This is a genomic window from Bacillus canaveralius (assembly GCF_002860125.1).
Taxonomy (GTDB): Bacteria; Bacillota; Bacilli; order Bacillales; family Cytobacillaceae; genus Bacillus_BJ; species Bacillus_BJ canaveralius.
Window position 1 is genome coordinate 1 of the sequence record NZ_PGVA01000014.1, and the last position, 17,315, is coordinate 17,315.

General features: G+C 32.1%; 17 protein-coding genes and 1 pseudogene. All 18 read left to right on the forward strand.

Features of this window, described 5'->3' with window-relative positions; genetic code table 11:
• Positions 1-411: 411 nt before the first annotated feature.
• The 18 genes and pseudogenes from CU635_RS06875 to CU635_RS06960 all read left to right on the forward strand — a co-directional run bounded on the left by CU635_RS06875 (position 412) and on the right by CU635_RS06960 (position 17,309).
• Positions 412-1,527 (forward strand): aminotransferase class I/II-fold pyridoxal phosphate-dependent enzyme, encoded by a 1,116-nt coding sequence (locus CU635_RS06875; protein WP_101576750.1) that lies wholly within the window; start codon positions 412-414, stop codon positions 1,525-1,527.
• Positions 1,528-1,652: 125 nt separating this feature from the next.
• Positions 1,653-1,991, forward strand: a complete 339-nt coding sequence (locus tag CU635_RS06880; protein ID WP_101576433.1) for a helix-turn-helix domain-containing protein — start codon at positions 1,653-1,655, stop codon at positions 1,989-1,991.
• 51 nt (positions 1,992-2,042) lie between these two features.
• A complete protein-coding gene (locus tag CU635_RS06885; protein WP_101576434.1) occupies positions 2,043-3,227 on the forward strand; it encodes a glycosyltransferase in 1,185 nt (394 codons plus the stop codon).
• Between the two features lie 62 nt (positions 3,228-3,289).
• Positions 3,290-4,489 carry a glycosyltransferase gene (locus CU635_RS06890; protein ID WP_101576435.1) on the forward strand — a complete coding sequence of 400 codons (1,200 nt, stop codon included), beginning with the start codon at positions 3,290-3,292 and terminating at the stop codon, positions 4,487-4,489.
• A gap of 113 nt (positions 4,490-4,602) precedes the next feature.
• The gene (locus CU635_RS06895) at positions 4,603-5,787 is read left to right on the forward strand and encodes a glycosyltransferase (RefSeq protein WP_101576436.1); all 1,185 of its coding nucleotides are present in this window, start codon (positions 4,603-4,605) and stop codon (positions 5,785-5,787) included.
• A gap of 16 nt (positions 5,788-5,803) precedes the next feature.
• Complete coding sequence (locus CU635_RS06900) at positions 5,804-6,772, forward strand: glycosyltransferase (protein WP_101576437.1); 969 nt, start codon at positions 5,804-5,806, stop codon at positions 6,770-6,772.
• A gap of 2 nt (positions 6,773-6,774) precedes the next feature.
• Complete coding sequence (locus tag CU635_RS06905; protein ID WP_101576438.1) at positions 6,775-7,674, forward strand: SP_1767 family glycosyltransferase; 900 nt, start codon at positions 6,775-6,777, stop codon at positions 7,672-7,674.
• 61 nt (positions 7,675-7,735) lie between these two features.
• The gene (locus tag CU635_RS06910; protein ID WP_101576439.1) at positions 7,736-9,283 is read left to right on the forward strand and encodes a lipopolysaccharide biosynthesis protein; all 1,548 of its coding nucleotides are present in this window, start codon (positions 7,736-7,738) and stop codon (positions 9,281-9,283) included.
• Positions 9,284-9,288: 5 nt separating this feature from the next.
• Positions 9,289-10,359: an acyltransferase family protein gene (locus CU635_RS06915; protein ID WP_101576440.1), complete on the forward strand. Its 1,071-nt coding sequence runs from the start codon at positions 9,289-9,291 to the stop codon at positions 10,357-10,359.
• A gap of 379 nt (positions 10,360-10,738) precedes the next feature.
• Complete coding sequence (locus tag CU635_RS06920; protein ID WP_101576441.1) at positions 10,739-11,566, forward strand: tyrosine-protein phosphatase; 828 nt, start codon at positions 10,739-10,741, stop codon at positions 11,564-11,566.
• A gap of 64 nt (positions 11,567-11,630) precedes the next feature.
• Entirely contained in the window at positions 11,631-12,224 is a 594-nt protein-coding gene (locus CU635_RS06925) for a sugar transferase (RefSeq protein ID WP_101576752.1), read from the forward strand.
• Between the two features lie 53 nt (positions 12,225-12,277).
• A complete protein-coding gene (locus tag CU635_RS06930; protein ID WP_101576442.1) occupies positions 12,278-13,369 on the forward strand; it encodes a carboxylate--amine ligase in 1,092 nt (363 codons plus the stop codon).
• A 169-nt stretch (positions 13,370-13,538) separates the two neighbouring features.
• The gene (locus CU635_RS06935; RefSeq protein ID WP_101576443.1) at positions 13,539-14,003 is read left to right on the forward strand and encodes a VanZ family protein; all 465 of its coding nucleotides are present in this window, start codon (positions 13,539-13,541) and stop codon (positions 14,001-14,003) included.
• Between the two features lie 236 nt (positions 14,004-14,239).
• Positions 14,240-15,025 (forward strand): hypothetical protein, encoded by a 786-nt coding sequence (locus CU635_RS06940; protein ID WP_101576444.1) that lies wholly within the window; start codon positions 14,240-14,242, stop codon positions 15,023-15,025.
• Positions 15,025-15,294 (forward strand): PqqD family protein, encoded by a 270-nt coding sequence (locus tag CU635_RS06945; protein WP_101576445.1) that lies wholly within the window; start codon positions 15,025-15,027, stop codon positions 15,292-15,294. Before CU635_RS06940 ends, CU635_RS06945 begins: the two co-directional genes overlap by 1 nt.
• Complete coding sequence (locus tag CU635_RS06950; protein ID WP_101576446.1) at positions 15,281-15,736, forward strand: S24/S26 family peptidase; 456 nt, start codon at positions 15,281-15,283, stop codon at positions 15,734-15,736. Before CU635_RS06945 ends, CU635_RS06950 begins: the two co-directional genes overlap by 14 nt.
• 306 nt (positions 15,737-16,042) lie before the next feature.
• Positions 16,043-16,975 (forward strand): annotated as a pseudogene (locus tag CU635_RS06955) (nucleotidyltransferase family protein); the annotation flags it as partial.
• Positions 16,976-17,081: 106 nt separating this feature from the next.
• Positions 17,082-17,309, forward strand: a complete 228-nt coding sequence (locus CU635_RS06960; protein WP_101576447.1) for a hypothetical protein — start codon at positions 17,082-17,084, stop codon at positions 17,307-17,309.
• The last annotated feature ends 6 nt before the right edge of the window (positions 17,310-17,315 follow it).

The following is a 17,315-nucleotide window of genomic DNA, read 5'->3' on the forward strand; positions in this document are numbered from 1 at the left end:
GCTACGCCATTATCTGGATGAGAAGGGAAATAATTCTCCTACAAACATTTTACTCATACAGAGCTTAAACCAAACAATTTATTATTTGATTTTATGATTGAATTTTGTATATCGAAGGGCTCAAAGGATCTTCATTTGGGTGGAGGTTATCAAGAAAACGATGGTCTGTTTAAATTCAAAACATCATTTACCAATAATAATAATCACGACTACTATATTGGTAAGAAGATTCACAACTTAAATCAATATAATGACATAATAGATAATTTAAAGAAGCTCTATGAAATTAATGAGAATTATTTCCCAGCCTATAGAGGTCAAATGAAAAGAAAAATTTTTCATATCTGAATGTACAAAAAGGAGTGATGTAATGTGATAAATAAATCAAGGATCTTTTTGTCTCCTCCTCATATGGGTGGGAATGAACAAAAATACATTAATGAAGCTTTTAAAACAAACTGGATTGCACCGTTAGGGCCGAATGTTGATGCCTTTGAAAAAGAAATTGCAAATTATATTGGAGCCAATGGAGCTGTAGCAGTAAGTTCAGGAACTGCAGCGATTCATTTGGCTCTTTCTTTGTTAGATGTGAAAAAGGGCGATAAAGTATTCTGTTCCAGTCTTACATTTGTTGCAAGTGCAAACCCAATCCTTTATCAGGGAGCAGAACCGGTATTCATTGATTCGGAGCCAGATTCATGGAACATGTCACCTCAGGCACTAGAAACAGCGTTAAGAGATGCTTGTTACGAAGGGGAGCTGCCTAAAGCAGTAATTGTTGTTAATTTATATGGTCAGAGTGCAAAAATTGATGAACTTATTACAATATGCAATCAGTATGATGTTCCCATGATAGAGGATGCTGCCGAATCTCTTGGATCCACATACAAAGGTAAAGCCAGTGGAACATTCGGTAAATTTGGTATTTATTCGTTTAATGGCAATAAAATTATCTCGACTTCCGGTGGCGGTATGCTTGTTTCCAATGATACTGTAGCTTTAAATAAAGCTCGTTTTTTAGCAACCCAAGCAAGGGATCCTGCGCCGCATTATGAGCATAGCGAGATTGGTTTTAATTATCGAATGAGTAATATATTGGCTGGGATTGGAATAGCCCAATTACAAATATTAGAACAAAGAGTGAAAGCTAGAAGATTAATATTTGAACGATATTATCACAAATTAGCTCATATACCCGGAATTTATTTTATGACTGAATTAGGAAATACCTGTTCTAATCGTTGGCTCACCACTTTTACAATAGATGAAAAAGAAGCCGGGATCTCGGCAAAATTATTGTTGGATTCTATGGCTGAAGAAAACATTGAAGCACGTCCTGTTTGGAAACCCCTTCATATGCAACCCCTTTTTAAAGAGGTTAGATATTATTCTCATAACGAAATTCAAAATGTGTCAGAGCAGTTATTTAAAACGGGTATATGTCTTCCTTCGGGCTCCAATATGAAAGTAGAAGAACAAATGAGGGTTATCGATTGTGTTCAAAACACTTTAAAATTAAAGGTTTAGTGTTTTAACAACTAAAAAATGTAATAAATCGAAAATAGGCATTGCCATCAACAAGGTTTAAAAAATTCTTTTAAAGGGAGAGTTCTTTTTGATATCCAAAAATAGGTAAAAAGAGGTACAAATTAATGATTGGGAAAAATATATATGAAATACGCAAAAAAAGAGGATTATCATTAACTGAACTTGCTGAACGTGCGTGTATATCCAAGTCGTATTTAAGTAATATCGAAAGAAACTTAAATCAGAACCCCTCTATTCAAGTTATGAACAAGCTAGCGTTGGCTTTGGATGTAGATCTTAATACATTGTTAATATCGGCAACAAATCTGGAAAAACAGCAATTGAATGAAAAAGAATGGCTTGATTTAGTCAATCAATTAAAAGAATCAGGGATTGATAAAGGACAGATTAACGATTATAAAACATTGATTGCATTTTTTAGATGGAAAAATCAGAACTCTTGATAAAAAGTAAGGAATGCTCAAAACAGAAAAAGAAGCGAAGTAGGTGATTGTATGAAAAAAAAGCTTCTATTTGTTATTGATTCACTAACTATTGGTGGTGCAGAAAAAAGCTTAGTATCCCTATTAAATATGATAGATTCATCAAAGTACGAAATTGATCTCTTGCTTTTCAAAAAAGGTGGGGATTTTGAAAAGTATGTTCCAAAGAATATCAACATATTACCAGTTCCTGAATATTTCAGGTTTGTTAATAAAGAAACATTTTCTGTAACCAAAAACGTATTGTATTTTTATCATAGAATCAAAACTTCTTTAAATCTAAGAATAAATAATTATCGTAAAAATATTTTACACAGCGAGCAAGTTGTATTTGCCAGCATAAACAAGGTACTATCCCCTATTGAAAAGGATTATGACGTCGCTATTGCTTACAGCCAAGGTATGCCTACATACTTTGTATCAAAAAAAGTTAAATCATCAAAAAAAATGGCCTGGATTAATAATGACTATATTTCAACGATATTCAACAAGGAGCTAGACTATGAATCCTATAAAAACATAGATACAATTGTCACTGTGTCTGATTATACTAAAAACTCAGTATCCCAAATAAGGTGTGAGTATTCAGAAAAAGTTGATTTGATATTGGATATTGTCAACCCAGATATGATTTGTAAGATGGCTGAAGAATATGAGATTCATGAATATGATAAATCGTTAGTAAATATATTAACAGTTGGAAGGTTAGATGTTACAAAAGGGTATGATCGAGCAATTAGAGTGGCTAAATTGTTGAGAGAATCGGGTTATAATTTCAAATGGTTTGCGATTGGAGAAGGTCCAGAAAGAAAAAAACTTCAAGAACTAATAAATATGTATGAACTAAATGATTATTTTATCTTACTTGGAAAAAAGCTCAATCCATATGTGTATATGAAGGGGTGTGACATTTATGTTCAAACATCTGTAAAAGAAGGGTTTGGCCTTACTGTAAGTGAAGCGAAAATATTAAAAAGACCAATTGTATGTACTAGTTTCCCCACAGCAAAAGAAATAATAAATAATACGGTTGATGGTTTAATAGTAGATCATGATATATGTAGTATATACAATGGAATAAAAAAATATATAGATGATAATAGTTTTAGAAATAAAATAACCAATGAACTTAATTCTATAGAACCATACAGCACAGTTAGTCAGCTTAATAAATTTTATGAATTAACAAAAAAGTAGTTTTAGTGCTTTAAAGAGCTAAAAAAATTTCTAGCATGTAAGATATTTTATCGGGGGATATTATGCAAAAGAAAATCATTTTTATGATTATTAATATGAATGTGGGCGGCACAGAAAAAGCATTGATTAACATGATATCTGAGATTCCGAAGGATAAGTATGATATTACTATTTTAATGCTAGAAGAGTATGGTGGTTTTTTAAATTCTGTACCAAACGGAGTTCATATTGAATATTTATGTGGATACAAGAATATCAAAAATGTACTGAATGATTCACCCCAAATAATATCTTTAGATTTGCTTAAAAAAGGTAAAATGGTAAGAGCTTTTAATATAATCTTCTTACACTTAATATCAAAATTAATAAAAGACAGAAGTATCTTCTTTAAATATATTTTAAATGATTATCCTTTAATTAATCATGAATTTGACGTTGCTGTTGCTTATGCTGGTCCTATGGACTTTATCAGCTATTATGTGGCCACTAAAATAAAGGCGAAAAAGAAAATTCAATGGGTTCATTTTGACATTACAAAAATAGAATTTAATAAAAATTTTGCTTCTAAAATATATCATAAATTCGATAAGATATTTGTTGTATCAAATGAGGGGAAAAATAAGTTTATTAATACTTTACCAAATTTCAAAAATAAGACTGATGAATTCACCAATATTGTATCAAGTGAATTCGTAGTAAAAATGGCTGATAAAGGGGCAGGTTTTGACGATGATTTTAAAGGTGTAAGAATCCTTACTGTTGGACGACTTAGCAAAGAGAAGGGTCAAGATTTAACTATTCCTGTGTTAGCTAAACTAAAAGAAGATGGATATAATGTTAGATGGTATTGCATAGGTGACGGAAGTGCGAAGGTCGAATATGAACAACTTATAAAAGAATATGGTATTGAAAATGATTACATTCTATTAGGAACTAATCCGAATCCTTATCCTTTTATGAAACATTGTGATATATACGTTCAATCATCACGCCATGAAGGATATTGTATAACACTTTCAGAAGCAAGATGTTTTGATAATCCAATTATAAGTACTAACTTTACTGGTGCAAGTGAGCAGATATCTCATGATCAAACGGGTTTAATAGTAAATTTTGATGAAAAACAAATGTATAATGCTATAAGACAATTATTAGATGATGTAAAATTAAAAGACGCGTTAAAAAAAAATCTACAAAATGAAATTGTAGATACTACAATAGAGATAGAAAAGTTTTATAAAATAATAAATAGTATTCACTAATGCCGCAAGTTTAGCACAATGCAACTTGCGGCATTTTCTATATAAAGTTTCATTATTGTCCATACAATTTTTTAACTAACAAAGGTAATTAATGTAAAGATAGGGTGAATAATATGAAGAAAATCCTATTTATGGTTAGTAGCATGAATATAGGTGGCGTAGAAAAATCACTAATTAACCTGCTATCGGTCATTCCAAAGGAAAGATACCATATTAATATTTTGGTATTAGAGAAAAAAGGTGGGTTTTTAGAGTATATACCAGATTGGGTAAAAGTTGAAGAAGCTACTTGGTTCAAAAAAGTTAAGCCTGTTATTATGCAGCCACCACAACAAACAATTAAGGATTTTTATAAAAACAAAGCGTATTTGAACATACTACCTTTTATATTCTCTTATTTTTTATCTAAGCAGTTCAATAATAGAAATGTTTATTATAAGCAGGTTTTAAAAAATGTTCCAAAAAATTCGAATATATATGATGTTGCAATAGCATACCAAGGGCCTACGGATATAATTGATTTTTATATAGCAAATAAAGTAACCGCTACAAAGAAGGTTTCTTGGGTGCATTTTGATGTCTCTAAGCATGGGATAAATGAAAGGCTCTATAACAAACTGTACTATAAGTTTAACAAGATATTTGTGGTTTCTAAAGAGGCCAAGAAGCGTTTGATAGAAAGAATTCCGGAAGTTGAAAGTAAAGCAGATGTTTTGCTGAATATAATACCGAATAAATTAATAAAAGAAATGTCCAAAGAAACTGTTGATTTTGGTAGTGACTATAAAGGTATAAAGATTGTAACAGTAGGTAGGCTTTCTACAGAAAAGGGTCAAGATATTGCAATAAAGGTTTTATCTAAATTACGTAGCGAAGGATATGATGTGCGATGGTACTGTATTGGTGATGGCAGTCAAAGAAAAAAATTTGAAATGTTAATACAAAAGTATGATTTAATAAATGATTTTATTTTATTGGGAGCAACATCAAATCCATATCCATATATTGCAAAGGCAGATATTTATGTTCAAACATCAAGACATGAGGGGTATTGTCTTACTTTAGCAGAAGCAAAGTGCTTACATAAGCCCATAGTAACCACAAACTTCACTGGAGCATTGGAACAGCTTAAGGATGGATATAATGGATTAATAGTTAAATGTGATGAAGACGAGTTATTTAAAAAAATTCAATATTTGATTGATAACCCCAAACAACGAGATAAGTTAATACAAAATTTATTAACAACTGATGTGGATACAACAGAACAGGTTTACAAATTAATTAATTACCTTTAAGAAGGGGAATTAAACCATGAATCCTAAAATAAGTATAATTGTTCCAGTATACAATGTTGAATCTTATCTTCACAAATGTGTTGACTCAATATTAGCCCAAACACATACAGATTTTGAGCTTATACTTGTAGATGATGGATCTCCTGACAATTGTGGGAAAATATGTGACGAGTATGCAAAAAAAGATAGCAGGGTAAAAGTAATACACAAAAAAAACGGCGGGCTGTCTGATGCAAGAAATGCTGGATTAGATATTGCCACAGGAGATTATATAGGATTTGTCGATAGTGATGACTGGATTGAACCTGATATGTATGAATTGCTTTATAATATGTGCATAAAAAATAATTGTGAAATAGCAAGTTGCACCAGTACAATCTACTATAAAAATAAGACGGTAACCAATGGTACTCATCCACTAACAATACACAATAGAAACGAAGCGATGAGGGCGATGCTTCAGGGTGAACTATATGATGAAGTGGTCTGGACAAAGCTAATTAAGAGGAGCTTATTAAAAGAAATTAGATTTACAGTTGGGATAATTTACGAAGATACAGCATTTACTTATAAAGTTATTCATGAGAGTCAACAAGTTTGCTGCATCGGCGCGCCGAAATATAATTATCTAAAACGTGAAGATAGTCAAATGGATAAGGCCATAAAAAACATAAGAATTGATGGGGTATTGGTATATGATGAAATGTATAAATTTATTAACGAGTATTATCGAGAGTTATCTAATTTAGTAGCATTAAAGTTGGCTAATATTTCCATGACTGTTTTGAATTTAATATCTTTTAACCAAAATTTCCCTAAGTATAAAAAAGAGTATTATAAGGTTACAAGCATATTAAATAGCTATTTCCATAAAACAATAACACAAAACGTATATCCCAGAAATGTAAAGATACTTTTGGCAGCAACTAAAATATATCCTTTATCATATAAAATATTGGTTAACCTTGTATCGAATAGGAGATAAATATGAAAAGGTGCTTATTACAAATATATTATAAAATTCTGGCAATTAAAGACTACAACTCAATTCTGTTTAATAAAGTAATTTTATCAATTTTAAAATCCCCTATGGTCCATTCCACTGATGAAACTTTAAATGAAATTGTAAATGGCAAGTGCTCTGTAAGTAGATATGGAGACGGCGAATTTGCACTTATGAATGGAAAAGGATTGCTATTCCAACCATATTGTGCCGAGTTAAGCTTACGACTAAGGGAAATTATTGTAAGTGAGCAAGAAAAACATATGGTATGTATACCGAATGTCTTTAAAAGTTTGGAGTGGTGTGAGGAGAAACCAAAAAGTTATTGGGATAAATACTTGAACTTACATCGACATAAAATCTATAAAATGATAGATATGAAGAAGAAATATTATGATGCACTAGTAACTAGATTATATATAGACCATAAAGATAAGAGTGCAGCAGAAATACGCTTTGCAAAACTTAAAAAATTGTGGAATAAAAGAGAGGTTGTTACAGTAGAAGGTGAACAAACTAGACTTGGAATCGGTAATGATTTATTTAGAAATGCAAGTTCAATTAAAAGAATACTTTGTCCTGCTACAGATGCTTTTTCAAAATATGATGAAATTTTAGAAGAAGTTAAAAAACAGGATAAATCTAAATTAATACTGATCTCACTTGGTCCAACAGCTACAGTACTAGCTTATGACCTATCAATAAATGGATTTCAGGCCATAGATATCGGGCATGTCGATATCGAATATGAGTGGTTTTTGCAAAAAGCAGTAGAGAAATGTCCCATAAATAATAAGTATATTGGTGAAGTTCCCAACGGAACAGAAGTAACAGAAATTCATGATATGAAATATGAAAGTGAAATTGTGATGAAAATAGTATAATTAAAAATTGCCTCAGACTATATATACTATTAATACAATAGAACTTTAAAGGATTAATACTATGAGAATTAAACATTCAATAAAGAATATATCTATAAGTATATTTTCTCAAATGGTGATTGTAATACTGGGCTTTATATCTCGAAAAGTTTTTTTAGATAGTCTAGGTGTCGATTATTTAGGGGTAAATGGACTACTTACAAATGTCTTATCTATGATTGCATTAGTTGAAGGTGGCATAGGGATAAGTATAGTGTATAACCTGTATAAGCCCCTAGCAGAAAATGATAGAGAAAAAATAATCGCATTGGTTCAATTATACAGAAAAGCATATGCAGTTTTAGCGATAATTGTTTTATTTATTAGTTTAGCTCTATATCCATTTTTAGGTTATTTGATGAAAGATGGAGGTTCTATATCAAATATTACTATAATATATTTACTATTCGTAGTAAAAAATGTAATCGCCTTTTTAAATGCTCATAAGTGGTCTTTGATAAATGCAGATCAAAAAGGATATATTTTAGTTAAAATGGATCTAATATTCCAAGTACTTACTACTATTGGTAAGATAATGATACTTCTTTCAACACAAAATTATATACTTTATTTGGTAATAGAACTAATTATATTTGCTATTCAAAACGTAATTAATGGTGAAATTGTAAATAAAAGGTATTCGCATATTAAAACAAAAGTAAAATACCCAGTAGATAAAGTGACCAAGGAAAACTTAATAACGAATGTCAAAGCTATGTTTTTACATAATATTGGTGGTTATCTTGTATTTGGAACAGATAATATACTTATTGCCTCCTTTATAAGTGTTGCAACAGTAGGTCTCTATTCTAACTATACAATGATCATTCACCAATTGTCATCATTAGTAAATCCTATAATTGATGGTATTGGAGCTAGCGTAGGAAATTTAATTGCTACTGAAAGTAGTGATAAAAACTATTCTATATTTAAGATAGCGTATTTTGTGAATTTTTGGATATATTCATTTTCTGTAATATTTTTATACAACTTATTAGAACCTTTTATTAGTTGGTGGCTTGGGGAAGAATACCTTCTTGATAAGCTAACATTTATTTTACTATTAATCAATTTTTACTTGACTGGAATGCGAACAGCTATAGCAACCTTTAAAAATAAAGCTGGATTATTTGTCCAAGATAAGTTTGCTCCATTGATTGAAGGATTTATAAATTTAATTTCATCACTAATTTTGATGAATTATTTTGGATTAGCAGGTGTTTTTATGGGAACTGCAATAAGTACAATTGCTACTGTAGTTTGGACTCAGCCATTTATTGTTTATAAAAATGTTTTTAAGAGATCTGTTAGACAATATTTCTCAAAATATGGGCTTTACGTATTTTTAACCATAATGACTTGCTTTGTAACAACGGAAATATGTAGTGCTTTTAGAAGTTCAGATAGCTTTGTATCCTTAATACTAAAGGGAACTATTTGTTTAATTATTCCTAATATTATATATGTTACAGTATTTTTTAAAACAGAAGAATTCCAATACCTACTTAATATTGTAAAAGCAGATTTATTTAAATTAAGAAAAAATAAGCAAACAATAAAAGGAGCTTGAATAAAATGAATATGAATTATTCGATTAATTCACTGAAGTTCTTTTGTATATTAGCAGTGATTAATATACATACTGCACCGTTTATAAGCATAAATCCTGATATAACTTTCTTAATAAAAACAATTTCTAGAGTGGGGGTACCACTTTTTTTTATTTGTTCAGGATATTTTTTTGCACAAAAGATTACTCGGCTTGAGAACAGCGGACACACTAAGAAATATTTAATAAAGATAATAAAAATTCTCGTTTCTTGGATTTTAATCTATATGGTATATCATATAAGTATGATTATTTTGACTAATTTAAATAGTGCCCAAACTATTATTAATGATGCAAGGAACTATCTGTATAAATTTAGGGTGAGTGATTTATACTATGCACGGGAAACTGGGATAATAGAGAGTCATCTATGGTATTTATCTTCATTAATATGTATTATTCCTATACTTTATATAATAATTGAAAAAGACTTAATTGGTAAGGCTTTAACCGTAACACTATTACTAAATATAACAGGTGTATTTTTACCTGTTGTTAATCAAGATATGTGGATTATTACAAGGGATGCAATATATTTTGGTTTGTTTTATACGACTTTAGGCGCTTACCTAGCTAAAAAAGAAACATATATTCTGCAATTAAAAAGTATACAATATATATTGTTGGCACTAATAATGGCTAGTTTAATGTTAACAGAATCATATATATATCGTAGTATTTTTAATTCATTTGGCTACTATTTTGTCTTTACCATACCTCTATGTACACTGATATTTTGTGTTTGTATAAAAAATCATAAAATATTACAGAACTCTTTTATTAATAAAGTTGGTAACAATTCGCTCGGAATATATTTAGTACATCCTATGATAATGGGAATCGCTTTTACCACTTTGAGTTTATTAAATTTAGACTATATTTCCGATTCTATAATATGGAATATACTATTTACACCTTGTGTATTAATCGTATCTCATACAGTATGTTTAATCATTCAATTTATTAAACAAAAAACATTGGTAATTTATCGAAATGGAGTACTGGAATTTAAGCTCACCTCTTCCAGGTACCAATAAAGGTTTATTTGAAAAATCAAATAAATGAAATCCTTAAATTTCTGTGAAACCCTATTGATTAAAACTTAATGATTTTTTGGATTTCTAAAATTTCAGTTTTTAGAGGTTTAACCGTTAGAACTAGTATTTATCCTAGTTCTTTTTTTAATGAGCGCATATTTCAAATACTAAATCCATTTTTATATTTTCTTAACAGCGTAAAAACTTATTAAAGGTTGCGTGTGTGACCTTGAAGTACAAGTTTATCAATCACAGCATGTTGGGCGAATGGGAAAAAATTAATAACTTACAGCAGGAATTTATGTCTGATAGGAGAATATACTTATTGTTGTGTTCTTTAAAAAGAACGAATATTAAACTATGAAGGGAGCAACACAACATGATTGTTGATATTCATAACCACATTTTGCCCGGACTCGATGATGGTCCAGAAAACTGGGAGGAAACCATATTACTGGCCAAACAAGCAGTAGATTCAGGGATAAACCATGTTATTGCAACTCCACATCATAAACATATTCATAAACACCATTTTTACGAAAATGATCATTCTATGATTTTAACAATGGCGGAGAGTGTGAATCAATTATTAAAGGAACATGAAATTCCTTTAAACGTTTATCCAGGGATAGAATTTCATCTCCATGAAAATATACGAAATGATATTGAAAATAACTTGGAACATTTTTTAACCTTAAATAAGACTGGGAAATACTTATTGATGGAACTTCCATGTAGCTACTATCCCACTCAAACTGAAGAAGTGTTATATGAACTGCAAAAAAAGGGGTTTGTTCCTATTCTCGCTCATCCTGAAAGGAATAAAATATTAAGAAAAAACCCTTCGAAAATTTATGATATGGTCCAACGAGGAATTTTAGTCCAAATAACAGCTGGTAGTATAACAGGAACACATGGCAGACGTTTAAAGAATTTCTCATTACATTTATTAGATCATGAACTTGTTCATTTTGTTGCATCGGATGCTCATCATTATACTCGTCGTAAATTTGAACTAATAAATTCCTATGAATATATAGAAAATAATTATTCCTCAAATTATCGAAAATACCTAGAGGCAAATGCAATTCATGCTTTAAAAGGTACTGATTTCAAAATTAACAACCCAAAATTTATAGAAAAGAGATGGCAATATTTCTTCCTCTATAATCATCCATTAAATCAAGTAAGTTCTCAAAAAGTTTAGTAATAAAATCATCTTTAAGCATATATTAGGACTGCATCTTAAGGAGGTAAATATTTTGAAAAGAATGATAGATTTGTTTGGATCATTCTTACTGATACTTATTTTTTCACCTGTTTTGTTGATCATCACCATAATGATTTTGATTAATATGGGCTCACCCGTTTTGTTTAAGCAATTCCGACCTGGACGTTATGGAAAACCCTTTTATATTTATAAATTTCGGACCATGATTGATAAAAGGGATGAGAACGGGAATATGTTGCCAGGGAAATTAAGGTTAACAAAGTTAGGGATACTGTTAAGAAAATACAGTTTAGATGAATTGCCGCAGCTTTTTAATGTAATGAGGGGAGAGTTAAGTTTAGTTGGACCACGGCCATTGTTAATGGAGTATCTTTCGTTATATACACCAGAACAAGCTCGAAGACATGAAGTTAAACCAGGCATTACGGGGTGGGCTCAAGTAAATGGTCGCAATTCAATTAATTGGGGCGAGAAATTTAAATTAGATATTTGGTATGTAAATAATCAATCTATTTGGCTTGACCTGAAAATAATGGCCTTAACTCTAACAAAGGTATTTAAAAAAGAGGGAGTTAGCGCAAAAGATCACTACAGCATGGAACGTTTCAAGGGTATGCACAGAAATGTTGAATAATCCTTTAATCTCGTTATGGCACTATACTATCTTCAATAAAATGAGGTGTAAAAATGGAAAAAATCTTAATAACTGATGTTGGTGTAGCCCCTGCAGAAAATGTAATAAAGTCGTGGAACGAATCGTTAAAGAAACAAGAAATAATTGGTGTTTCAAGAAACCCGATCAATCTTTATACTTCAAAAGCTGAAACGAAACGTCACATCCCCTATGAGTTTGCATTTGGCAAAGATTACAAAAAGTCATTTTTAGGACTTTTAGAAAAAGAAAAGCCTAGTCTGGCTGTTTTTATGAATGATAGAGAAATATTTGAAGCATCAAAGTTCAGAGATGAAATTTCTGCAACGGGAACTAAATTGTATATGCCTAGGCATGAAGTTATTAAAGCATGTACAGACAAATATGAGTCTTATAAAGTTTGGCAAGCTGCAGGGATTAAAGTTCCTAAGACGATGATTATACGTGACGAATCGGACTTGAAGAAGGCATTTAATCAGCTTGGGAATCAGGAAGGGAAAATATGGTTGAGATCTACGATTGGAGCAGGAGGTAGGGGAGCATTGCCTACTAACGATTATGATTTTGCAAAAAACTGGATTGACATTTATAAAGGATGGGGTAGTTTTACTGGTTCAGAATTGCTCCAGTCTGATAAAACAGTCACTTGGTTGTCTGTTTGGTATGAAGGCGAGCTTGTTGTTGCACAGACAAGGAGAAGAAAATCTTGGGGATTTGGAAATCGTACATTATCAGGTGTTACGGGCATTACAGGAGTGGGGGAAACATACTCAAGTGAAACTGTAGACAGAATTGCAATGGATACTATATTTGCTATTGATAAAAAACCTCATGGTGTTTATGGGGTAGATATGACATATGACCAAAATGATTACCCGAATCCTACAGAAATTAACATGCGATTTTTCACAACCTGTTACTTTTTTACAGAAGCTGGTCTAAATATGCCTGAGATATACAAAGATATCGTTTTGTATCAGAAATTTCCGTACCTTCAGAAAAAGGTGAATCCACTTCCAGATGGGCTGCTCTGGATTAGAGATATGGATAGAGAACCAATTTTAACAACGCAGGAAGAGGTAAGCAAAACAATCCAAGAAACAAAACATTATCTCCACCCAAAATAGCGCTAAAATTAGACCTCTAAAAAACCAATTGGAGAGACGAATTAACACAAGTAAAGCCACTATGTTTATTAACTCATAGTGGCTTTCTCCCTCTCTTTTCTTTTAAAAAAAATGCGACCACCAGGATTAGAAATCTGGAAACTATGAGTTAAATTAAAGGACGGTTCTCATGCAACTGCTATTCAAAAGATTCATCCTACTATTCTTTTTATTGGCATACATGTTATTCATTTGGCTTCAATCGAGTTATTTTAATCCAGAGTCTGTAAGCAGCAGCCTTGCTTCTATATTTAGTTTGCCTGTCATCTGGCTAATTGGAGCAGCTTTCGAATTTGCCCATCTATTTGAATTTGGTTTATTGTACTTGTTTATCATCATGGTTTTTCTTAGTTTTGGAGAGTTTACAAATAAGAAGGACTACATGGCAATCACTATTGCTTTCCTATATGGATTTATTGACGAAATTCACCAGGTTAATATACCATACAGGTCTGCCTCAGTTGGTGACCTAATTAAAAATACAATTGGAATTATATTTGTTTGGTGGATTATTCATAAGTATTATTTAAAAAATAGAAATTCCAAAATCGGCCGCATTTTAACAAGGATAACCCAAAGTTCTCAGGGAGTGTAATCGAGATGATGCTAATTAAAGAGGGAAATCTGAAAAATTTTATTTTCAGTCTTAATGTTTAGTTTTGTTATTAAATGAAGCATGCTATCTACATTGTTTTTATAGATTATTTGAAAATGTTCTTTAATAAGAACGATTGATGTATTATAATAAGGAAAAAGGTGACAACTAAATTCCTTTACTATTCTTCTCTCTTTTTTCAAAAAACGGTTCGAATTTTCAAAAGGGGATAAAACATGGGAAAAAAAACAATAGCTATAGGAGAACATCACTTTCTTATTTTAAGTAAACACAAAAATGTTCTAAAATTTCTAAATCAAAATTTCCAACAATGTAATCCTCAGGACAATGTAGAGCGATATATGCAAATAAGAATCGAAGGCGACTATGGGATACCTTTCGTTGGCTACAAGGTGGAAGTGATTAAATCAGTGGATAAGATCTGTTTCCGAAGAGCCGATTACCAAATAGAAACGGATTTAGATCATAAGACTGCAACAGTTCGTGTATACAACGATCTGGCGTTAAAACACGCCCTCATGAACCTATACAGCTCTTTTATCCTCCATCACAATTGGGGCCTTCTGATTCATTCCTCTTGTGCAATCGATAAGGGGGAGGCACATATTTTTGCAGGGCAATCGGGAGCAGGTAAGTCAACGGCTGCAAGGTTGTCGCACCCTCGGGACGTTCTTTCCGATGAAGCAACGCTTGTGAAAATTACTCCTGATGCTGTCACTGTCTTTAATTCTCCGTTCCGCAGTGAAATCACAGCGAATGGACCGGGGGAGTCAGCCCCTTTGGCAAGCATTCAGATTTTGTACCATGCCCTGGAAAATAACAGAGTGAAACTGAGAAAGCCGGATGCCCTGATCCACCTGATGGATAAAGTTTTTTATTGGGCACACAGCCCGGAAGAAACGAATCGGATTCTCGGATTATTAAGAACCATGGTTGGTACGGTTCCTGCATATGAACTTCATTTTAAAAAAGATCAAACATTTTGGGAGTTGATTTCATAATGAATCAATATGTACATAAGAATAACTATGAGGCCACCCAACTTGAAGATGAGTGGATTATTCTAAATACAGTTGATTACACCGTGACGAGGTTAAATGAAACAGGGGGATTCTGCTGGACCTTATTAAGTGAAGCTCAATCAGTAGAATCGCTTAGTGATGCTATTCAACAGAAGTTTTGTCCTGATAGTGATACTGTGAAAGCGGACGTTGAAGCATTTCTGGCAAATCTTATGGAATGTGGATTGATTCATCATGATATTCGATAAGGCGACCATCGACCTATTCAAAAAAATCGTTAGTAAGGATGGGTTCATTGATCTGCCTGCGCAGGGGAACAGTATGTTTCCGTTGATTCAAACGGGTGATATTTGTCGGTTTGTTATATGCGACCCCTGGCAATTAATGAAAGGTGAAATTGTTTTATACCACTCTAGAACCGGGCGAATAATTGCCCATCGCTTTTACGAGCAGAAAACAATGAATTATATGAGATATTATTTTTTAAAAGGTGATACGAACCTCGGTTTTGATCAACCAATTAATGAATATCAAATCATAGGAAAGCTAACTTTTATACAGAAGGCTGAAAAGAAAATCAGTGTTGCAAATCATGCAGCTGCCTTGTGGGGGAGGTTAATTCTGAAATTGCCAGTCATTTCCGGGATGCTGCGCAAATATTTAAATTGGAAGAGCCACTATCAATATTAATGGAGTGTTCCTATCATTGCCCAGAAAAGACAGCAAACCGTCAATATCGTGAAGCCTTATTAATTTAAATAGAACAGATTTTCAAAGAAAGGTAAATCTTTAGTGGCATTATCCCAATAACATTGGAAGGAAGGAAAGCCATTGTTCATGAATTTGATCAAGGCGTTATATGATCCACAGGTTCCCCTTCCAAAGGATTTTTATGAACAAATTTTGGAAGAACTTGAATACTTTTCGGTTTCATCACAGATATATGTTTTATTGAAACAACAAGGAAAACTGGAGTAAACTCCCCAATTTTTCCAGGAACGGCTAAAGGAAAAGTATATTAAGGTCCTGTACCAAAACATCTTCATTAAAAATCAAACTGAGCAAATATTAACTCATTTTGAAACGCAGGGGATTGATGTCATTCCGTTAAAAGGTACTGTGTTTGCCGAAAAGTACTTTGGCCATATCGGTGCCAGGCCCACATCAGATATTGATGTGTTAATAAAAGCTGCGGATTTAGAAAAAGCGATAGAGTGTGTGAAATCATTGGGCTTTGATGCTGAGAAGGAACGCATTCCTGGCCATTTCCATTGCAGCTACAGCAAAGAAATACCTGGGTCTCGAATACCTTTGACTGTTGAATTGCATTGGGATTTATTAAAAGAAAACACCGCGAGCTTTCAAATAGATGAGTTTTGGAAACAGGCTTTACCTGTAAAAAAACATATAAAAGAACTTTCGAGTTATCATACTTTCTATATGATAAGCCTTCATGGGTGGAGACATAATTTAGATTCTCCGAAGTACTTTCTGGATATCATTCAATTGTTGCATCTTCTGCATGATGAGATTGATTATTCGCTTCTTTTTCAAGATGCAACCAGGCACAAAACAATAAAGCGGATCATTAGGACGTTGTCAATTGTATATCAGCAGTTTCCACACCTGGATCAAATAAAGAAATTCCCTTATAAAAGAAAAAACATAATTTGGGAATCTAATTCCTTTAAGAAAAAAAATCGAAAATCTATTAAGAAGTATGCAGATTTTATTGACTATCAATTCTTTAGTTACGATAGTGCGAGGCATAGTTTCATTGAAATGTTGAAATGGATTGCTCCTTCCGAAGCAGATTTGGTTACACACTTAGAAAAAGATAAACAAAAGAGTCAATTTAAGTATGTACTCCTAAGTAAGAAGAGATTTATTAACGTCGTTAAAATGTTTTTTCTTCCTACAAAAGGTTGATAGGAGCTATAAACCTGCAATTATTCTTTTGGAGGTTAGCAATTTCGGGTTAAATGTTCTTAATTAAGAAATTTTTTATAGTCTTATTAAAGAGGAGGTTAAAACAATGTCTGAAAAAATCTATTTACGCCCTATGGTTATTAGTCATCAAGCAATTAAATTTGAAACAACAGTAAGTGGTCCGAACTGGGATGATGATGATGATGATTGGGATGACGACCGGGAAGATGATGATGATCAGGGCAGTGATGATGAAGATGAAGATGAAGATGAAGATGAAGATGATGATGAAGATGGCGATGAAAATGACGATAGAAACGGCCGTAGAGGGTAATCACAA

Bases quoted from the DNA above. Each gene is read 5' to 3' on its own strand.
- CU635_RS06930 (WP_101576442.1), top strand. From the start codon at position 12,278: ATGGAAAAAATCTTAATAACTGATGTTGGTGTAGCCCCTGCAGAAAAT.
- CU635_RS06910 (WP_101576439.1), top strand. From the start codon at position 7,736: ATGAGAATTAAACATTCAATAAAGAATATATCTATAAGTATATTTTCT.
- CU635_RS06885 (WP_101576434.1), top strand. From the start codon at position 2,043: ATGAAAAAAAAGCTTCTATTTGTTATTGATTCACTAACTATTGGTGGT.
- CU635_RS06945 (WP_101576445.1), top strand. From the start codon at position 15,025: ATGAATCAATATGTACATAAGAATAACTATGAGGCCACCCAACTTGAA.
- CU635_RS06935 (WP_101576443.1), top strand. From the start codon at position 13,539: ATGCAACTGCTATTCAAAAGATTCATCCTACTATTCTTTTTATTGGCA.
- CU635_RS06920 (WP_101576441.1), top strand. From the start codon at position 10,739: ATGATTGTTGATATTCATAACCACATTTTGCCCGGACTCGATGATGGT.
- CU635_RS06890 (WP_101576435.1), top strand. From the start codon at position 3,290: ATGCAAAAGAAAATCATTTTTATGATTATTAATATGAATGTGGGCGGC.
- CU635_RS06905 (WP_101576438.1), top strand. From the start codon at position 6,775: ATGAAAAGGTGCTTATTACAAATATATTATAAAATTCTGGCAATTAAA.
- CU635_RS06915 (WP_101576440.1), top strand. From the start codon at position 9,289: ATGAATATGAATTATTCGATTAATTCACTGAAGTTCTTTTGTATATTA.
- CU635_RS06895 (WP_101576436.1), top strand. From the start codon at position 4,603: ATGAAGAAAATCCTATTTATGGTTAGTAGCATGAATATAGGTGGCGTA.
- CU635_RS06950 (WP_101576446.1), top strand. From the start codon at position 15,281: ATGATATTCGATAAGGCGACCATCGACCTATTCAAAAAAATCGTTAGT.
- CU635_RS06960 (WP_101576447.1), top strand. From the start codon at position 17,082: ATGTCTGAAAAAATCTATTTACGCCCTATGGTTATTAGTCATCAAGCA.
- CU635_RS06875 (WP_101576750.1), top strand. From the start codon at position 412: ATGGGTGGGAATGAACAAAAATACATTAATGAAGCTTTTAAAACAAAC.
- CU635_RS06925 (WP_101576752.1), top strand. From the start codon at position 11,631: ATGATAGATTTGTTTGGATCATTCTTACTGATACTTATTTTTTCACCT.
- CU635_RS06880 (WP_101576433.1), top strand. From the start codon at position 1,653: ATGATTGGGAAAAATATATATGAAATACGCAAAAAAAGAGGATTATCA.
- CU635_RS06900 (WP_101576437.1), top strand. From the start codon at position 5,804: ATGAATCCTAAAATAAGTATAATTGTTCCAGTATACAATGTTGAATCT.
- CU635_RS06940 (WP_101576444.1), top strand. From the start codon at position 14,240: ATGGGAAAAAAAACAATAGCTATAGGAGAACATCACTTTCTTATTTTA.